17 protein-coding genes and 1 riboswitch are annotated in these 17,629 nt (G+C 70.3%); of the genes, 10 read left to right on the plus strand and 7 right to left on the minus strand.

Features of this window, described 5'->3' with window-relative positions:
• Both ACWCO3_RS16780 and ACWCO3_RS16785 read left to right on the plus strand, forming a co-directional pair.
• A partial coding sequence (locus tag ACWCO3_RS16780) for a PASTA domain-containing protein (protein WP_450010763.1) occupies positions 1-1,282 on the plus strand: 1,282 nt, incomplete at its 5' end.
• A 22-nt stretch (positions 1,283-1,304) separates the two neighbouring features.
• Positions 1,305-1,997: a SanA/YdcF family protein gene (locus tag ACWCO3_RS16785; RefSeq protein ID WP_357931758.1), complete on the plus strand. Its 693-nt coding sequence runs from the start codon at positions 1,305-1,307 to the stop codon at positions 1,995-1,997.
• 328 nt (positions 1,998-2,325) lie between these two features.
• On the opposite strand, the gene ACWCO3_RS16790 is transcribed toward ACWCO3_RS16785, so the two are convergent.
• The 3 genes from ACWCO3_RS16790 to ACWCO3_RS16800 are packed head-to-tail and all read right to left on the minus strand — an operon-like array spanning position 2,326 to position 4,121.
• Positions 2,326-2,976, minus strand: a complete 651-nt coding sequence (locus ACWCO3_RS16790; protein WP_145778265.1) for an aminodeoxychorismate/anthranilate synthase component II — start codon at positions 2,974-2,976, stop codon at positions 2,326-2,328.
• Positions 2,977-2,978: 2 nt separating this feature from the next.
• Positions 2,979-3,260, minus strand: coding sequence for a hypothetical protein (locus ACWCO3_RS16795; protein WP_354883366.1), 282 nt, complete (start codon positions 3,258-3,260; stop codon positions 2,979-2,981).
• Between the two features lie 3 nt (positions 3,261-3,263).
• Complete coding sequence (locus ACWCO3_RS16800; RefSeq protein WP_450010766.1) at positions 3,264-4,121, minus strand: class E sortase; 858 nt, start codon at positions 4,119-4,121, stop codon at positions 3,264-3,266.
• 232 nt (positions 4,122-4,353) lie between these two features.
• Between ACWCO3_RS16800 and ACWCO3_RS16805 the strand changes: the two genes are divergently transcribed.
• Positions 4,354-4,758, plus strand: coding sequence for a hypothetical protein (locus tag ACWCO3_RS16805; RefSeq protein WP_450010768.1), 405 nt, complete (start codon positions 4,354-4,356; stop codon positions 4,756-4,758).
• Positions 4,759-5,053: 295 nt separating this feature from the next.
• Here ACWCO3_RS16805 and ACWCO3_RS16810 read toward each other — a convergent pair whose 3' ends face one another.
• The gene (locus ACWCO3_RS16810; protein ID WP_145778260.1) at positions 5,054-5,854 is read right to left on the minus strand and encodes a DUF881 domain-containing protein; all 801 of its coding nucleotides are present in this window, start codon (positions 5,852-5,854) and stop codon (positions 5,054-5,056) included.
• A gap of 223 nt (positions 5,855-6,077) precedes the next feature.
• Between ACWCO3_RS16810 and ACWCO3_RS16815 the strand changes: the two genes are divergently transcribed.
• The 5 genes from ACWCO3_RS16815 to ACWCO3_RS16835 all read left to right on the plus strand — a co-directional run bounded on the left by ACWCO3_RS16815 (position 6,078) and on the right by ACWCO3_RS16835 (position 12,359).
• Positions 6,078-6,341, plus strand: coding sequence for a cell division protein CrgA (locus ACWCO3_RS16815; RefSeq protein WP_145778259.1), 264 nt, complete (start codon positions 6,078-6,080; stop codon positions 6,339-6,341).
• 213 nt (positions 6,342-6,554) lie between these two features.
• A complete protein-coding gene (locus ACWCO3_RS16820) occupies positions 6,555-8,753 on the plus strand; it encodes a (Fe-S)-binding protein (RefSeq protein WP_357931918.1) in 2,199 nt (732 codons plus the stop codon).
• 111 nt (positions 8,754-8,864) lie between these two features.
• A complete protein-coding gene (locus ACWCO3_RS16825; protein ID WP_450010770.1) occupies positions 8,865-10,184 on the plus strand; it encodes a hemolysin family protein in 1,320 nt (439 codons plus the stop codon).
• Positions 10,177-11,178, plus strand: a complete 1,002-nt coding sequence (locus ACWCO3_RS16830) for a hemolysin family protein (protein ID WP_145778258.1) — start codon at positions 10,177-10,179, stop codon at positions 11,176-11,178. Before ACWCO3_RS16825 ends, ACWCO3_RS16830 begins: the two co-directional genes overlap by 8 nt.
• 167 nt (positions 11,179-11,345) lie before the next feature.
• On the plus strand, positions 11,346-12,359 hold the full coding sequence (locus tag ACWCO3_RS16835) for a C40 family peptidase (protein WP_208744897.1): 1,014 nt from the start codon (positions 11,346-11,348) through the stop codon (positions 12,357-12,359).
• 53 nt (positions 12,360-12,412) lie between these two features.
• Here ACWCO3_RS16835 and ACWCO3_RS16840 read toward each other — a convergent pair whose 3' ends face one another.
• Positions 12,413-14,392 (minus strand): N-acetylmuramoyl-L-alanine amidase, encoded by a 1,980-nt coding sequence (locus ACWCO3_RS16840; protein WP_450010773.1) that lies wholly within the window; start codon positions 14,390-14,392, stop codon positions 12,413-12,415.
• A gap of 236 nt (positions 14,393-14,628) precedes the next feature.
• Positions 14,629-14,764: riboswitch (cyclic di-AMP (ydaO/yuaA leader) on the plus strand.
• Positions 14,765-14,777: 13 nt separating this feature from the next.
• Between ACWCO3_RS16840 and ACWCO3_RS16845 the strand changes: the two genes are divergently transcribed.
• Entirely contained in the window at positions 14,778-15,818 is a 1,041-nt protein-coding gene (locus ACWCO3_RS16845) for a C40 family peptidase (RefSeq protein WP_145778255.1), read from the plus strand.
• 59 nt (positions 15,819-15,877) lie between these two features.
• Here ACWCO3_RS16845 and dcd read toward each other — a convergent pair whose 3' ends face one another.
• Positions 15,878-16,456 (minus strand): dCTP deaminase, encoded by a 579-nt coding sequence (gene dcd, locus ACWCO3_RS16850; protein WP_030332009.1) that lies wholly within the window; start codon positions 16,454-16,456, stop codon positions 15,878-15,880.
• 99 nt (positions 16,457-16,555) lie between these two features.
• Here dcd and ACWCO3_RS16855 point away from each other — a divergent pair, with 99 nt between their 5' ends.
• Complete coding sequence (locus ACWCO3_RS16855; RefSeq protein ID WP_145778254.1) at positions 16,556-17,113, plus strand: pyridoxamine 5'-phosphate oxidase family protein; 558 nt, start codon at positions 16,556-16,558, stop codon at positions 17,111-17,113.
• A 67-nt stretch (positions 17,114-17,180) separates the two neighbouring features.
• Here the strand turns inward: ACWCO3_RS16855 and ACWCO3_RS16860 are convergent.
• On the minus strand, positions 17,181-17,629 hold a 449-nt coding region (locus tag ACWCO3_RS16860), incomplete at its 5' end, for a zinc metalloprotease (protein WP_450010775.1).

The following is a 17,629-nucleotide window of genomic DNA, read 5'->3' on the forward strand; positions in this document are numbered from 1 at the left end:
GATCGGCACGGCCCAGTACCTGTCCCCCGAGCAGGCGCGCGGCGAGGCCGTCGACGCCCGCTCCGATGTGTACGCCGCCGGCTGCGTGCTCTTCGAGCTGGTGTGCGGCCACCCACCGTTCGTCGGGGACAGCCCGGTCAGCGTCGCATACCAGCACGTACGGGAGACGCCGCCGACGCCGAGCGACATCAACCCGGACGTCACCCCGGCCATCGACGCGATCGTCCTCAAGGCGCTGTCGAAGAACCCGCTGAACCGCTACCAGAGCGCTGGCGAGATGCGGGCCGACCTGCTCCGTGCCGCCGCCGGTCGGCCCGTGCTGGCCACCCCGGTGCTGCGTGAGGCGGAGACGGTGGCGATGGCCCCGGCCGGCGGCGGGGGCGGCTACCCGGCTCCTAGCCGTGGGCCGCAGACCGGGCAGATGGCTCGGGTCGGTGACCCGCGCCAGCGCAAGGCGTCCTCCTGGCTGATCGCGACGTTCAGCGCGGTGGGTGTGCTTGCGGTGATCGCCCTGGTCGCCGCCCTGCTCTGGAGCCAGCAGCAGGGCAAGGCCAACAAGTCGGTGCCGAACCTGGTCGGCAAGAGTCAGGCCGCCGCCGTCGCCGAGATCCGTGGCGCCGATCTCCAACCGCAGGTGGGCGAATCCGTCTTTGAAAACGACTGCACCAAGGGCACCGTCGCGAAGCAGAATCCCGCGCCGGCCACCCGGTTGAAGCAGGCCAGCACGGTGACCATCCAGCTCTGCGGTGGCAAGCCGGACGTGAAGATCCCAGCTGGTCTGATCAACTCTCAGTTCGACAACGTCAAGACCCAACTCGAGGATCAGGGGTTGGTGGTCGAGGAGAAGAAGGTCGACAACCCCGCGCAGGAGGGCATCGTCCTCAAGCTGACCCCGCCCTCGGGCACCACCGTCGCGCAGGACAGCAAGGTGGTCGTCGAGGTCTCCAAGGGCAACGTCAACAAGGTGCCCAACGTGATCAACTCGACGCGGGACGAGGCCGCGCAGGAGCTCCGCGAGGCGGGCTACAAGGTCGATTTCCGCGACGGCGACGAGGTGCCGGCCAGCCAGGCCGGCCGGGTGCAGAAGCAGAGTCCGAACCCGGGCACCTCGCTGGCCAAGGACCGGACCGTGACCATCGAGATCGGCATCCCGGAGAAGGTCGTCGACCCGCCGCCCACCACGACGCCGACCGGCACGCCGACGGCCACGCCCACCACCCCCGGTGGTGGCGGCGGCGGTCTGCTGTTCCCGCCACCGCCGAGCCGGCTTCCCGAGGACTAGACCCCAGGGTTCGGGCGTCGCGATGACCGACGAGGAAGCCTCCGGCGCGCCGGGGCGCGGACGAGTGCGCCGGCTCCGACGCCTGGCCGTCCTGGGTGTCGCCGTGCTGGTTCTCGCCAGCCTCCCGTGGCTGTGGACGACGTTCACCGCCCGTGGGCACGTGCACACCGAAGCCGATGCGCCCTCCGCCGACGTGGTGATCGTCCTCGGCACCGCCGTGGCGGCGGACCGGCAGCGGCCAGGGGAGCGCCTCGCCGGCCGCCTCGAGACCGCCGCCGCTCTGGTGACCAGCGGACGAGCCACTGTGGTCCTCGTGTCGGGCGACGGTGGCGGCACATCAGGTGACGAGCCGGCCGTGATGACCTCGTACCTCACCGAGCGTGGCGTCGACCCGCGACGCGTCGTGGCCGACCCGTTCGGCCTGGACACCTACGACAGTTGCGCCCGAGCCCGTCAGGTGTACGGCGTCGAGCGGGCCCTGATCGTGACCCAGTCCTACCATCTGTCCCGGGCGGTGACCCTGTGCCGACACCTCGGTCTCGACGCCGACGGGGTGGTCGCCAGGTGCGACGGTTGCGGTGCTGCCCTGCTCGCCGAGAAGTCGGTCCGGGACTACTTCGCCAGTGGCAAGGCGGCATGGGACGCGGTCCGCGGCCGTGCGCCAGCGGTCCACTCACCCGCTGATCCGGCGGTCCAGAACGCGCTACGCGGCTGAACTGGCCGCCTGGGCCCTCGTGATCGACCCTGAACAATCACGGCGGTGCGTGCTGGCGTGACGGTCCGTGCTGGCCGCGGCGCTCCGTGTACCGTGCGCGACGGCCGCCACAGGCTCAACCACAGCCTTTGCTCTGCACCCACCGGTGCGACACTCACGCTCCGTCACTGGTGCATGGATGGGTGCAGAGCAAAGGGGCAGTGCACGGTCATCGGCTTGGGGCCGCCGTCCTGTTCGGGGCCGCGCTGTCGGGGCTGCAACCGCGCACGCGGTCATCGCCGACCGCCCCGGCGTCAGCGTGGGCTACGCAGCTGACGGGCTGCCGACCTCAGTTGCTGGCGAAGGCGGCGAGTCGACGGGCGTCGACCTCGGCGGCGAGCGCGGGTGCGCGCTCCAACGCCTCCTGGTGACCGCAACTGGCAAGCCAGTTCGCCAACATCAGGTGGCCGCCCTCGGTGAGCACCGACTCCGGGTGGAACTGGACGCCCTCGATGGGCAGCGTCCGGTGCCGCATCGCCATCACCACGCCGGAGCCGGTCCAGCCGGTAACCTCCAGCTCGTCGGGCAGCGTCTCGGGGAGTACGGCGAGCGAGTGGTACCGGGTGGCGGTGAACGGGTCCGGCAGACCGGCGAGTACGCCTACCGAATGGTGCCGCACCTCCGAGGTCTTGCCGTGCAGCAGCTCGGGGGCCCGCGTCACGGTCGCGCCGAACGCCTCACCGATCGCCTGGTGGCCCAGGCAGACACCGAAGATCGGCAGCTCGCCCGCGTACTCCCGGATGACGTCCAGGCAGATGCCGGCGCGGTCGGGGCTGCCCGGCCCGGGCGAGAGCAGGATGCCGTCCGCGCCCACCCTGCCCACCTCGGCGACGTCGATCTCGTCGTTGCGGCGGACCTCGCAGTCCACGCCGAGCTGGCCCAGGTACTGCACGATGTTGAAGACGAACGAGTCGTAGTTGTCGATCACCAGGACGCGCACGGTCACCTGCTCGGCGAGGACGACGGGACCGGGTTGTTGCGGTCGGTGTCGTACGGCAGGTCGTGCTCGTCGCCGGCCGGGGTCTCCCCGGTCACCGGGGCGTCGTTGCCCGACTCCGCGGGGACCCCGGACTCGACCTGCACGTCGTCGAACGGCAGCAGGGGTTCGGCCCACGGGAAGGCGACATACCAGAGCAGGGCCACAGTGGCGGCTAGCAGGAGCACCGAGCCGGCCAGCTTTCCGGCCAGGCCGAACGGCAGCTTGCGCCAGATGAACGCGTACATCGGTCAGCCTCCCAGCTCGGTCGGCCGGCCCGCCGACTTGGGCTGGGTGCGGTCCAGTTCGGCGTGGATGATCAGGCGCTGGTAGTTGTCGAACTTCGGATTGCACGTGGTCAGGGTGAGCATGCGCTTGGTGGCCTTCTTGTTCGGCTCGCCGGGCACCGGCGCGACCACTTCGACCTGCGTCGGTCGGACGATCCGCGACTGCGACACCCGGTAGACGTACCAGTCGGTCTTGCTTTCGACCACGATCGGGTCACCGTCGTGGAGCTCGTCCAACCGCCAGAAGGTCGCCCGGTTGCGGTGGCCGGCAACGGAGAAGTTGCCGACCTGGCCGGGCAACGCGCTGGCCGGATAGTGACCCGGGGCGTAGCGGATGTCCTGCTGGGTGACGCCCTCGACCACTACCCAGTTCTTGTCGAGCTTCGGGATGTATAGGCCCGCGATCGGCTTGCCGCGTACCGGCGGCGACGGTTTGACACTCGGGCCGGCCGACGGAACCACCGTCGGATCGTCCGTCGGGCCCCACTCCTGCGCGAGCTGGTTGTTGAGGTCGTTCTGGTGGGCGTCGACGATGGCCGACTTGCCCCAGACCTCGTAGCCGGCGAAGAGCAGCACCACGAGGCCGAAGGTGATCAGAACCTCGCCGGTGACGCGGATGCCGGTGCGAATCCGGGAGCCGAGCGACGGCCGGGTGAGCTCGGAGTAGACGCTCTTGTAGCCCTCGCCGGTCTGGTGCGGCCGGAGTTGGACGACCCGTTCGCCCCGCCGGGGTCGGGGAGGCTCACCGGGGTTGTCGTCATCGGCCGGCTCCCCGGGGACGGAGGAGCGGGGGACGGCGCCCATCAGCGCCGTCGAGTCCATCGCTGGCGGCCGGGCGGCGGGCGTGGTGGGCAGGGTCGGGATCAGCGCGGTGGCGGCCGGGTCGAAGCCGCGATCAGAGCCAGCCGAAGGGACCTGGCCCGAAGCTGCGGACGGGACACGGCCGGGACCGCCCGGCGGGACACGGCCGGACCCACTCGCGGAGGAACCGTCCTGGCCAGCTGCCGGCACACGGTCGGGCGCGGCCGGTGAGACCGGCGCCGCTGGAGAACCGGTGGGACGCCCAGGCCTGGCGGCGACCTGCGGAATCAACGCGGTCGGCGAGTCGGCCACCGACGGCGTCGAGGCGGACGGGACGGCCCGACTCGGCTTGCCGGAGGGCGGGTTGGTGGGTACTCCGCCGGACGCAGCGGAGCCGGTCGAGGTCGGACCTGGCATCCCGCTGGTTGCGGCGGGCGACACCGGTCCGCTCGCGGCGGCCCCCGGTGACGCCGGCCGGGCGGGGGCTGCTCCGGGTGACGCCGGCCCGGTCGGGGCGGGACCGGACCAGGAGGAGGGTCGGATCGGAGTGTTGCCGGGAACGGCAGGACGGTCCGGGCCCTGGTTGGTCGGGCTCACCTGCCGGCCGGGGGTGGCCGCGGAGGGGCGACCAGACCCTGCCTGCGGGCCGGACCCCTGAGGGGTGTTACCCGGCCAGGGCGGCGGGGCTTCGGCACCTGGACGACCCGAGGCACGGGGCGGCTCCGGGGCGCGGGGCGGCTCCGGGGCGCGCGGCGGCTCGGACGCGCGGGGCGGCTCCGGGGTGACCGGCGGGCGTGACGCACCGGGCCGTGCGGGAAGCACCGGCTCCGGCCAGTTGCCGGCCGGGTTCGTCCGGCCAGGCGCCGGCTCCGGCCGGTCGACCTTCGGCAGGATGTCGGTCGGCTCGTCGGTCTGGTTGCGGTGTCGCCCGTCGCGGCGATCCTCCGGCCCGGTCACTTGGGCACCGTCGCCGAGCGCAGGGAGGTCGAGTCCTCGAATGCCGGCACTCGCACCGTGGAAACCGTCTCCTTGTAACCGAGTTGGTAGTCGTCGACCGCGTCCTTGAACAACCGGACTCCCTCAGAGCTGGCGAGGGCCTGCTGGAGGGCAGCGGGATCGCCGATTGCTACGATCTTGAACGGTGGGGAGTACACCCGGCCATGAAGCAGCAGGGTGTTACCGACGCAGCGTACCGCGCTGGTCGTGAGCACGCGGACGTTCATGATTGACATGGCCTCCGCTCCGCCGGCCCAGAGTGCGTTGACCACCGCCTGGACGTCCCCCTGGTGCACCACCAGGTCGTCGTTGCTGGCGTCCGACTGGGTCTGGTCGAGTTGCGGTGCGTCGTTCAGCTCCACTGTGACGCCGGTGCCGCCGAGGGCGGTGAATCCGGCGGCCTGGAGGCTGCCCTGGGCGCGGTTCTGCTGGTTCTTGATCGGCGCATCGGAGCCGGCCAGGGTGTTGGTTCGTTGCTCGACCTCACCGCGCAGCGTGGCGGCACGCCGTTCGCTCGCCGCGACCTGCTCGCGCCGGTCCTCGATGAGTTGGTTGAGCTGGGGGCGCCGGTCCTCGCGCAGGGCGGTGCCGTCGGCGGTGGTCGCGCTGGTGGTGAAGAGCAGCCCCGCCGCGGCGGCGATCAGAGGCACCCCGATCGACCAGCCTGGTCGGCGTTGGCGCGGTCGCCGGGGCAGCAGCCCGGCAGCGGCCCGTCGGAGGACCTTCTGCCAGGAGGTTGCGCCGGATGTGTACTCCACCGAGCGTTTCCTTCCGCGTGTCGGGGATCGGGTCCGCTCCCGGCTGCGCCGGTGATGCGAACAGTCCGCCTCTTTCGGTCACTCCGTGCACCGGCCTGACCCCATTCATGGTCCGGACGGGCAATCGGGACTACGCTAGCTGTCGAACATTATTGGCCATGGACCGTCGCCCCCGCGCCCGGTTGTCAGGCCGGACGAGGTCGTCACCCCTCTGGAGAGCGCCGTGCCCAAGTCTCAGGTCCGTAAGAAGAAGGTGTACACCCCGCCGACGGACGTTCGTCCGACTACGGCGGCGTCGTCGCGCAAGCCTAGCCCGGTGTGGTTGCCGGTCACCGCGGTCGCCTTGATCGTCGTCGGCATCGGCTGGCTGGTGCTCTACTACCTGTCCGAGCAGGAGTACCCGGTGATGGCGTGGGGTTACTGGAACCTCGCCGTCGGCTTCGGTGCGATGGTCGCCTCGCTGGCGCTGCTCTCCCGCTGGCGCTGAGCCGGTGCGGCGCCGCCGCACCGGCGGTCCCGCCACATTTCACCTCACCGAGCCCCTGCCCGGCAGGATCGGGCGAGGCCACCTATGGTGTGCGCAGGCAGCGCGGCCTACTGCGAGATGACTCACGTTACCGCTGGGTAACCTTCGCGTAGGCTGCATTGCATGACCGAGCACAGCGAGGTCATCAGGCAGCAGACCGGGGAGGCCAACTCGATGGGCAGCGTCCAGATCGTCACCACGATCCTCGCGGCCGCCATCACCGCCGTGGCGGTGTGGCTTGCGGTGCGTGCGGTCCTCAAGATGGTGGCAGTCATCCGGCTCGGGCAGCCCGCGCCGGAGCGGTTCACCGACAAGGCCGCTCGGGCCAGGACCATGCTGGTGGAGACCGCCGGGCACACCCGGATGCTCAAGTGGGGCGTCGTGGGCGCCGCGCACTGGTTCGTGATGGTCGGCTTCGTCGTGCTGTCCCTGCTGGTGCTCGAGGCGTACTTCGAGGTGGTCACCCCGACCGGCGGGCTGCCGATCATCGGGCACTGGACGATCTTCGGGCTGGCCACCGAGATCATCACCGTGCTGGGCCTGATCGGCATCCTGGTGCTGATGGTGATCCGACTGCGCAACCGGCCGAACCGGCCGGGCGGGCGGTCCCGGTTCACCGGCTCGACCATGTGGCAGGGCTACTTCGTCGAGTGGATCGTGCTGCTGGTCCTGATCTTCGGCTTGGTGATCCGTGGCTTCAAGGTCGCCACCGACCACTTCGAGTACCCGCTCTGGGCCACCCCGGTCAGCCACGCGGTCGGTGCGGTGCTGCCCGACTGGTCGGACGGTGCCAGCGTCGCCGCGCTCATCAAGATCGCAATCTCGATGACCTGGCTGATCGTCATCTCCCTGAACGTCACCATGGGCGTCGCCTGGCACCGCTTCCTGGCGTTCCCCAACATCTTCTTCAAGCGCGAGCCGGCCAAGCCGGCCGGCTCCGGCCTCGGCGCGCTGCGCCCGATGACGAGCCAGGGCAAGCCCCTCGACTTCGAGGAGGCCGACCCGGAGAAGGACCAGTTCGGCGTCGCCCACGTCGAGCAGTTCAGCTGGAAGGGCCTCCTGGACTTCAGCACCTGCACCGAGTGCGGTCGCTGCCAGTCGCAGTGCCCCGCCTGGAACACCGGCAAGCCGCTGTCGCCCAAGCTGCTCGTGCTGAGCCTGCGCGACCACGCGTACGCGAAGGCGCCCTACCTGCTGGCCGGTGGCGGCAAGGACCTGACCGGCGAGGAGAAGGCCACCCAGGCCCAGTTGGCCCACCTGGACGTGCTGTCGCTCGCCGAGGGCGACAAGCCGTTGATCGGCGACGCCGAGTCCGGTGGCGTCATCGATCCGGACGTGCTCTGGTCCTGCACCACCTGCGGGGCCTGCGTCGAGCAGTGCCCGGTGGACATCGAGCACGTGGACCACATCGTCGACATGCGCCGCTACCAGGTGCTGATCGAGTCGAGCTTCCCGTCCGAGGCCGGCGTGATGCTCCGCAACCTGGAAAACAAGGGCAACCCGTGGGGTGCCCCGCAGAACACCCGCGAGGACTGGACCAAGGGCCTCGACTTCGAGGTGCCCCGGGTCGGCGAGGTGGACGACTTCGAGTACCTGTTCTGGGTCGGCTGCGCCGGCGCGTTCGAGGACCGGGCCAAGAAGACCACCCGCGCGGTGGCCACGCTGCTCAACGAGGCCGGGGTGAAGTTCGCGATCCTGGGCGAGGGTGAGACCTGCTCCGGCGACCCGGCGCGGCGGATCGGCAACGAGTTCGTCTTCCAGATGCTCGCCCAGCAGAACGTGGAGACGCTCAACGAGGCGTTCGAGGGCCGGGAGAAGGCCAAGCGCAAGATCGTGGCGACCTGCCCGCACTGCTTCAACACCCTCGGCAACGAGTACGGCCAGCTCGGTGGCGAGTTCGAGGTGGTCCACCACACCCAGCTGCTGGCCCACCTGGTCGCCACCGGCAAGCTCACCCCGGTGCAGCCGGTCGACGGCGGCGTGACCTACCACGACCCCTGCTACCTGGGCCGGCACAACCGGATCTTCGCGGCCCCTCGCGAGGTCCTCGGGGACGCCATCGAGGGCGACCTCACCGAGATGCCGCGTAACAGCGAGCGTTCCTTCTGCTGTGGCGCGGGCGGTGCCCGGATGTGGATGGAAGAGAAGATCGGCAAGCGGATCAACGTGGACCGGGTCGAGGAGGCCATGGCCACCGGGGCGAAGACGGTCGCCGTCGGCTGCCCGTTCTGCTCGACGATGCTCAACGACGGGGTCAACGGCAAGGGCGCCGGCGAGCAGGTCGAGGTCATCGACGTGGCGAGCGTGCTGCTCCGTTCGGTCAAGCCGGAGCAGCCGCAGGGCGGCAGGGAGACCGCGCCCGTCGGCGGCTGAGACGCGTACACCTGGGATGTGAACATCGACGACGGCGGCCCCCTGCGGGCCGCCGTCGTCGTGCAAGAATCCTCGCCGAGGTGAGGCGACATCGACGGCCTACTCTGGACGATGCTGTTGCCGCTGGTCGGCTTCGTCGCGCTGACCGCGGGCAACGCGTTCTTCGTCGCGGCCGAGTTCGCCCTGGTCACTGTCGACCGCGCGGAGATCGACAGGCGGGCCGCCGCGGGCGACCAGGCCGCTCTGACGGTACGCACGGCGCTGCGTGAACTCTCCTTCCAGCTCTCCGGCGCGCAGCTCGGCATCACCATCACCGCGCTGCTCACCGGTTACCTGGCCGAACCTGCCCTGGCCCGGATCTTCACCCCGCTGCTGCGCCCGATGGTCGGGGAGAACACCGAGCGGTTTACTCCGTTCCTCGCGTTGGCCCTGGCCACGCTGATCTCCATGCTCTTCGGCGAGTTGGTGCCGAAGAACGCGGCGCTGGCCCGGCCCATGCCGGCGGCGCTGGCCACCGCCGGCCCGATGCATGCCTTCTCCCGGGCGTTCGGCTGGCTGATCCGGGGGTTGAACGGGTCGGCGAACCGGCTGGTCCGGGCGTTCGGGGTGGAGCCGCAGGAGGAGTTGGCCAGCGCCCGTTCGCCGGAGGAGTTGGGGTTGCTGGCGGCCATCTCGGCCCGGGCCGGCGCACTGCCGACGGACACCGCGATGCTGCTGCGCCGCACCATCCGGTTCGGCGACAAGCGGGCCGCCGAGGCGATGACTCCCCGGGTGGACGTCGTCGCGCTGCGCGTCACGGCCACCGTGGCCGAGCTGCTGGAGGCGTCCCGGCGCACCGGGCGGACCCGCTTCCCGGTGTACGAGGAGACCCTCGATCTGGTCACCGGGGTGGCCGGTGTGCCCGACGCTCTGGGCGTGCCGCTGGCCGCCCGGGCGTCGACGGTGGTCGGCGCGGTGGCCCGCGAGCCGGTGTACGTGCCGGAGAGCCTCAATCTGGACGGCGTGCTCGCCGCGTTGAAGGCTGCCGGCGCCGACCTGGCCATCGTGGTGGACGAGTACGGCGGCACGGACGGCGTGGTCACGATCGAGGACCTGGTCGAGGAGTTGGTGGGAGAGATCGCCGACGAGTTCGACCCGGCGAGCGTGGACGACCCCGGTGCGGTCGAGCTGACGGTGCCGGGCGGCGAACGCACCGTGCTGGTCGACGGGGTGCTCCGCTCCGACGAGGTGGCCGAGCAGACCGGTTTCCGGCTGCCTGACGGGCCGTACGAGACATTGGCGGGGTTCCTGATGGCCCAGCTCGGCCACATCCCGCTGGCCGGTGAGACGGTCGAGGCGGGTGGCTGGGAGTTCACGGTGGTGGAGGTGGAGCGGCACCGGATCGAGCAGGTCCGGGTGTTGCGCCCGGCGGAGCCGGACGACGATGACTGAGCTGCTGGTGACCGCGCTGCTGCTGCTCGGCAACGGGTTCTTCGTGGGCAGCGAGTTCGCGCTCATCGCCTCGCGGAGGACGGTGATCGAGCCGCTGGCCGCACTGTCGAAGCGGGCCCGCTGGGCACTGTCGGCGATGAACCAGATTCCGCTGATGATCGCCGGCGCGCAGCTCGGCATCACGGTCTGCTCGCTGGGGCTGGGCGCGATCGCCGAGCCGGCCCTGGCGCACCTGCTGGAGCCGCCGTTCCGCGCGGCCGGGCTGCCCGAGCGTGCGGTGCACCCGGTGGCGTTCGTGCTGGCCCTGGGCGTGGTGGTCTTCCTGCACACGGTCGTCGGCGAGATGGTGCCGAAGAACATCACGCTGGCCGGTCCGGAGGTTTCCGCACTCTGGCTCGGCCCGGCGATGCTGGCGTTCTGTGTGGCGACCAAGCCGCTGCTGCTGGCGATGAAGTGGGCGGCCCGCCGGGTGCTCGCGTTCTGGCGCATCGAGGCGTCCGAGGCAGTGAAGACGGTGTTCACCGCCGAGGAGTTGGCCGGGCTCGTCTCCCAGGCGCGTACGGAGGGTCTGCTCGACGAGGAGCAGCACGTGAGGATCACCGGCGCGCTGGCCCTGCACAGCCGAACGGCGGCGGACGCCCTGCAACCGTGGTCGACGGTGGTCACGGTGGCCGAGGACGTGTCGCCGGCGTCACTGGAGGTGCTGGCGACGCGGACCGGTCGGTCCCGGTTCCCGGTGGTGCAGCGGTCGACCCGCCGGGTGCTCGGATTCGTGCACGTCAAGGACGTCCTGGGGTACGCCGGGCGAGGCCGTCGGTCACCCGTGCCGGCCCAGGTCTACCGGCCGCTGGCGGTGGTGCCGCCGGAGCGTACGCTGGCCGACCTGCTGCTGGCCATGCGCCGCGAGCGGCGGCACATGGTGCTGGTCAGCGACGGCCGGCGCCCTCTCGGTGTGGTCACTCTCGACGATGTATTGACCGCAATCGTTGGTTGAAAAACCAATACCCTTGGTGTGCAAGCAGTTGCACGACAGTGATGGTTCCTACGCTCGCCTTGATTACCGCTCCGAGCTTCCCTAATGTGAGGCACCGACCGCTGTGGGTCGTCTGCCTCGGCCCTTCCCTCACGCGAGGCGCCCGGCGGTCGGTTGCAAAGGAGTCGGTGCCGGTGGCAACCATGCCCCCTCATCGTCACGACCTGAAAACGTCTGCTCGGCCAGGTGGCTTGCGCCGCGGCGTCCACCGCCTGCTCGTCCTGGTCGCCGCCGCCGCAGTCGGCGCCGGTCTGCTCGCCGCACCGGCGCACGCCGATCCCACGGTCGACGAGATCGAGGCGCAGATCGACAAGAAGTGGGAGCAGTTGGAGCCCACTATCGAGCAGTACAACAAGGTTCGGGCGCAGCTGAAGGTCAACCGGCAGAAGTCGGCGAGCCTGCAGAAGAAGATCGAGCCGCTCGCGTTGCAGAGCGAGTTGGCGCTCAACCGGGTGGGCGACCTCGCCTCCCGCTACTACATCTCCGGCCCGTCGCACGACATCGGTTCGCTGCTGGTCAGCGTCAAGCCGGACACGCTCACCGAGCAGCTCACCGTGCTCGACCGGCTTGCCGCGCAGGAGCGCAAGGAGGTCGAGGGTGTGCTGGCCGTGCGGGCCAAGTACGACGGTGAGAAGCAGAAGCTGGACGCGCTGATCACCACCCAGACCACGCAGCAGAACGAGCTGGCGGCCAAGAAGAAGCAGATCGACGCCGAAATCAAGCAGCTTGAGGCGTCAATGCCCAAGACCACGGTCAAGACCGCGGGCTGCCCGACGATCAACGGTGTGACCAGCTCGGCCGCCCAGAAGGCGATCAAGACTGCCTGCCAACAGGTCGGTGATCCGTACGTCTGGGGCGCCACCGGCCCGAACTCGTTCGACTGCTCGGGGCTGACCCAGTACGCCTACAAGTCGGCCGGGATCTCCCTCACTCACCACACCGGTGACCAGTGGAACGAGGGCAAGGCTGTCGCGCGAGCTGACGCCCGCCCCGGTGACCTGGTCTTCTTCTTCTCCGGCCTAACGCATGTCGGCCTGTATCTGGGTAACAACCAGATGGTGCACGCACCACGTGCCGGCAAACCGGTGCAGGTGTCCAGCATCAACACGATGCCGGTCGCCGGGTTCCGCAGACCTGGCTGATCCAGATCACGTACTGACGGCCCCCGGTCACCGACCGGGGGCCGTCGTGGTTCTCAGCGGGGCGCGCCCACCGGGGAGGGCAGCAGCTGCACGTCAGCGAGATCGACGTACATGATCCGGTGGCCGAACTGGATCTGCGCGTAGCGGTTCTTGCCGCGGATCACCGTCCAGTCGCCCGGCGACGAGCCGTCGAACGTGCTGGCCCGGTAGTACTCGCCGGCCAGCACCGCGCCGACGGCGTACCGCTGTCCGGCGGCCAGGGTGTACTGCAGCGGCGAGATCGTCTGGTAGGGCACCCCGTCCGGGTACGCCGCCTGCTCCGGGTACGCCCGTCCGTACACGGGGACAGTCGTCCGTCCGGGTTTCGGCGTGGCCACGACGCCGACGGTCCAGCTGGCGGTCGGCGCGTACGCCGGGTTGTGGAACCAGGCCCGCTGCCCGAGGTACCAGATCGCGGTCCAGTCACCCTGCCGTCCGGCGAGCGCGTACGTCTGCCCGGCGGATGCCCGCGCCCCGTGGTCCGACACGGCCATCGTGTTCGGGGTGCCGTCCGGACGGAGCGCGATGTCGTTGACCAGCGGCGCGTCCGCGGACGGTGCGCTCCGCAGCACCACCGACGATGAGCCGCGCGGCGCGCACGGCACACCTGCGGTGACGCATCCGGTGAACGCCGGTTGGTTGGTGGCGTAGTCCGGGTCGATACGGACCAGCCCGGTGGCCGGGGTGCCGGTGTCCAGTCGCGGCGCGTGCAGCAGGTCGAAGTAGTGCGTCCAGTCCCAGTACGGGCCTGGATCCCAGTGCATCCCCCGCACGGTCGAGGCGACGGTGCCGGGCACGTTGTCGTGGCCGATGATGTGCTGGCGGTCCAGCGGGATGCCCAGCCGCAGCGCCAGGTGCCGGACCAGCTTCGCCGAGGTCCGGTACATCGCCTCCGTGTACCAGGTGCCCTGCGCGGCGAAGCCCTCGTGTTCGAGACCGATCGACTTGGCGTTGACGTACCAGTTGCCCGCGTGCCAGCCGACGTCCTTGGTCTTCACGTGCTGGGCGATGTGCCCGTCGACCGAGCGCAGCGAGTAGTGCCAGCTCACGTACGTCGGGTCCTGGACGAGTTTCAGGGTCGTCGCCCAGCTCGCCTCGGTGTCGTGGATGACGATGTACTCGATCTTCTGCCGGGCGGGCCGGTCCGAGAGATCGTGGTTGCCGTAGTCCCCGTCGCCGAACGCCTCGTAGGGTGCGGGGATCCACTCGCAGGAGATGGTGCGCGGGCACTCCACCCCGTCCGGGCGGGCCAGCCGGCGTAGGCCCAGCCGGTCCAACCAGGAGCGCTGGGGCTGTACCGCGATCGCCGGCAGGGTGATTCGCTGCCCGTCGTCGGTCACCCGGGACTCGCCTGCGGCGATGGTGGTGAAGACCTCGTCGGCGAAGGCCGCTGCGGCGTCGGCGCTGTCCGCACCGGCGTAGCGGGCCACCGCGCCGTACCAGGCCGCCGGGTCGGTGTCCGCGCCGACCGGTGCACCCAACTCCCGCTGGTACGCGCTGAGCAGCGCAGCCCCGCCCCGGATGTTGACCTCCGCGTCGGTGCGCAGCGCCTCGGGGGTGGCGCCGGTCAGCGCGGCTGCGGCTTCCACGGTCTGCAACGCGGCGGCGGCCGGCGCGGGGGCCTCGGCGGGTCGGGGCGCGGGCACCCGGGCGGGCCGGGAGTCGTCGCCGCGTGGGTCCTCGGCACCGGCATCGTGGTGGCCGCGCCCGGGTAGAGCGGCGACGTGGCGGGCGTCGGTCAGGTGCATCGGGCCGTAGCCACCGCTCGTGCTCGGTGTGCCGGCGTTGCTGTCCCAGCGGGACTCCAGGTAGGAGACGCCGAGCAGCACACCGGTCGGTACGCCGTACTCGGTCGCCGCAGCGGCGTACTGCTGCTGGCGATCGGTGGTGGGTGCGGCGGCGGCCGCTGCCGAGAGTGGCACCGCGCTCGCGGCGGCGATGACGGTGGTGGCGAGCAGTGCGCGCCAGCCGGTCGACAGGGTTGGATGGTGCATCGAACCCCCTAGATTCTCGCGGGTAGAGGTCAGGTCACCATCGCGCCGCTGGAGAGTCCGCGTCAATACCTTTCCATCTATCGACTCGCTCAGAAGGAAATCTTCACACTGGGTCGGTGACCCCCACTCGATCGGTACGGAGTGTCACGGCCGCACGGGTTGCGGATTGGTAACAGGCGTCTCTACTCTGGTCATTCGTCGGCCCGATAGCAGCTCCGCCCAGCCCGGGCGGTAACGGACCGACACCGCCGAGTCGTTTCCGAGCGAACCGGGGACCCAGGTCCCTCGGGGTGAATCCGCAGCCACTGCGGTAGGGCGCCGACTTCCCGCCCGAACCCGTCAGCTAACCCGGTAGGCGGTCAGGAAGAAGGAGTACGGAACCCCGGTGGCACTCCATGCCCCGCGGCCGTCGTCCGAGCGGTCGGCAGCAGCCGGCCCGACGCCGATCGTGCCGCGCCCACGCTGGTCCCGCTTCACCACCGCTCTCGCCGCGCTGGTCGGCGTCGCCGTCGTCCTGACGGGCAGCGCCACGGCGGCCCACGCCGACCCGTCCGTCGCGGAGATCGAGCGTCAGATCGACGAGGACTGGAACAAACTCGAACCGATCATCGAACGGCACAACGCCACCCGGACCGACCTCGCCGTCAAGCGCAAGCAGGCGGACGCTCTGGCCACCCGCATCGCCCCGCTCGAACAGCAGGTCGACGCCGCGATGGACAAGGTCAGCGCCCTCGCCGTGCGGGCGTACAAGGGTGAGACCGTGTCGACCGTCAACGCGATGCTGGGCAGCCGGTCACCGAGCGAGGTGGTCAGTCAGCTCGAAATGCTCGACCGGTTCGCGCACAACCAGCAACAGGACGTACGCGAGGTGGCCGACCTGCGGGACGAGTTGGCCGCGCAGAAGGCGCCGCTGGACGAGATGGTGGCCCAGCTGACCCGTACCGAGGCTCAGCTGGCCGCGAAGAAGAAGCAGATCAACGAAGAGATCGACCGGCTGCAGAAGCTTCGCCTCAAGGTGTACGGCAACGGTGGCGGTGGTTCGTTGCGCCCGGCGCCCTGCCCCGGCAGCTATCCCGGCGGCGCCGCGGGCGTCGCGGTGAAGTTCGCCTGCGCACAGATCGGCAAGCCCTACGTGTGGGGCGCCGAGGGACCCAACTCGTACGACTGCTCCGGGCTGATGCTGGCCGCCTGGGCGAAGGCCGGTGTGTCGTTGCCGCACAACGCCGCCCAGCAGAGCCGCGTCACCAAGGACGTCAGCAAGGGCGACCTGCGCCCCGGCGACCTGGTCTTCTACTACAGCGACATCCACCACGTCGGCATGTACGTCGGCGGCGGCTGGGTGGTGCACGCCTCGCAGGCAGGCCAACCGGTCAAGATGAAGAAGGTCGACGACGGCCCGATCCACAGCTACGGCCGTCCAGGCTGATCGGGAGTGACCGAAGGGCCCGTCGCGATCCGTCGCGGCGGGCCCTCGTCGTCACGGGTTCAGCGGGTCGGCCAGGTGCGCCAGTGCTGCCAGGCGCGGCTCGGCGTGGGGCCCCGCTGGCCCTGGTAGCGGGATCCGTAGACCACCGAGCCGTACGGGTGCTCGGCCGGCGAGGAGAGCCGGAAGATGCAGAGCTGCCCGATCTTCATGCCCGGCCAGAGGGTGATCGGCAGGTTCGCCACGTTGGAGAGTTCCAGCGTCACGTGTCCGGAGAAGCCGGGGTCGATGAAGCCGGCGGTGGAGTGCGTGAGCAACCCGAGCCGGCCCAGTGAGCTCTTGCCTTCGAGTCGGCCGGCGAGCTGGTCACCCAGGGAGATGACCTCCAGCGTCGAGGCGAGCACGAACTCCCCCGGGTGCAGCACGAACGGCTCGCCGTCGGGCACCTCGACCGCCGAGGTCAGGTCGTCCTGCTGCATCGCCGGATCGATGTGGGTGTAGAGGTGGTTGTTGAAGACCCGGAACAGCCGGTCGAGTCGGACGTCGATGCTGGAGGGTTGGACCAGGGTGGGCTCGAACGGCTCCAGGCCCAGCGTGCCGGCCTTGATCTCGGAGACCAGGTCGCGGTCGGAGAGCAGCATCGGACCACCATAGCGGCGTTGCCGAAACCGGGCGGATTCGGTGCCGGTGACCAGCGCGTCGAGGTCGCCCGTCGTACATTTGTTCGATAGAATGCTCGCATGGCTTCCTGGTCCGATTTCGCCGCCGACGAGCCCCGACTCGCCGACGGGATCCGCGTTCTCCTTCAGCAGTACGGGCCGGGCTTCGGCTACCTGGCCACGGTCCGCGCCGACGGCGGGCCCCGGGTTCACCCGGTCTCCCCGGTCATCACGGACGAAGGTCTCTTCTGCTTCATCATCGACTCCCCGAAGCGCCGTGACCTCGAACGCGACGGCCGTTACGCGTTGCACTCGTTCCCCCCGGAGGAGAGCGACGACGAGGCCTACCTGGCGGGGCACGCTCGTCCGGTGACCGATCCGGTCCGGGTCGCGCGGCTGGCGCAGAGTGCCCGGGCCGAGCAGCAGGTCGACTGGCGGTTGTTCGAGTTCACCGTCGACGTGGCCATGCTGACCCGCCGCGAGCAGCACGTCGCCGGCGTCCCGGGTGTCACGCCGAGCCGGCCGGCTGTCCGGGTCTGGCTGGACCCGCACGCCCCGTCGGCGACGGCCGCGCCGGTCGCCGTGCCACAGGCTCGGCCGACCCGCCTCAGCCGTGACGTGCAGTGCACGGCCGCCTGACCGGGGCTCTGACACGACGGTGTCGGCTCCGTCGTGACGGAGCCGACACCGGTTGTACGCGGAGCAGTTAGGCCGCGCGGTAGGCGTTCCAGGCGGTGATCATGCGGCTGGCCTGACCAGGGGTGAACTGGTACATGCACGAGTCGTAGGTGTAGTCCATGAAGTTGGTGATCGGGTCCAGCCCGGTCGCCGAGCAGGTGTCGCGCCCGGTCGGGCACTGGTACGCCGGCGAGGCCTCGGCCGGGGTGTCGCTGACGCTGTCACCCGAGCCGCCGCAGCCGCCCTGGAAGGTGTGGTAGAGGTTCAGCCAGTGGCCGACCTCGTGGGTGCCGGTGTCGCCCTGGTTGTAGTTGGTGGCGGTGCCGCCCGGCAGCGACTCGCTGAGCGCGACCACGCCGTCGGCGCTGCTGAGCTTCCGCTGCGGGAAGGTCGCCCAACCCAGCAGGTCGTCGCTCAGTTCGCCGAGGTAGATGTTGAGCGTGTTCTTGCCGCCGACCCGCAGTGAGGACTTCATCG

Source organism: Micromonospora sp. NPDC002411 (assembly GCF_053592955.1).

What these genes read in the sequence shown, in the direction of transcription:
- ACWCO3_RS16785 (WP_357931758.1), top strand. Translation starts at nt 1,305, where the DNA reads ATGACCGACGAGGAAGCCTCCGGCGCGCCGGGGCGCGGACGAGTGCGC.
- ACWCO3_RS16795 (WP_354883366.1), bottom strand. Translation starts at nt 3,260, where the DNA reads ATGTACGCGTTCATCTGGCGCAAGCTGCCGTTCGGCCTGGCCGGAAAG.
- ACWCO3_RS16800 (WP_450010766.1), bottom strand. Translation starts at nt 4,121, where the DNA reads ATGGACTCGACGGCGCTGATGGGCGCCGTCCCCCGCTCCTCCGTCCCC.
- ACWCO3_RS16820 (WP_357931918.1), top strand. Translation starts at nt 6,555, where the DNA reads ATGGGCAGCGTCCAGATCGTCACCACGATCCTCGCGGCCGCCATCACC.
- ACWCO3_RS16825 (WP_450010770.1), top strand. Translation starts at nt 8,865, where the DNA reads ATGCTGTTGCCGCTGGTCGGCTTCGTCGCGCTGACCGCGGGCAACGCG.
- ACWCO3_RS16830 (WP_145778258.1), top strand. Translation starts at nt 10,177, where the DNA reads ATGACTGAGCTGCTGGTGACCGCGCTGCTGCTGCTCGGCAACGGGTTC.
- ACWCO3_RS16840 (WP_450010773.1), bottom strand. Translation starts at nt 14,392, where the DNA reads ATGCACCATCCAACCCTGTCGACCGGCTGGCGCGCACTGCTCGCCACC.
- dcd (WP_030332009.1), bottom strand. Translation starts at nt 16,456, where the DNA reads ATGCTGCTCTCCGACCGCGACCTGGTCTCCGAGATCAAGGCCGGCACG.
- ACWCO3_RS16855 (WP_145778254.1), top strand. Translation starts at nt 16,556, where the DNA reads ATGGCTTCCTGGTCCGATTTCGCCGCCGACGAGCCCCGACTCGCCGAC.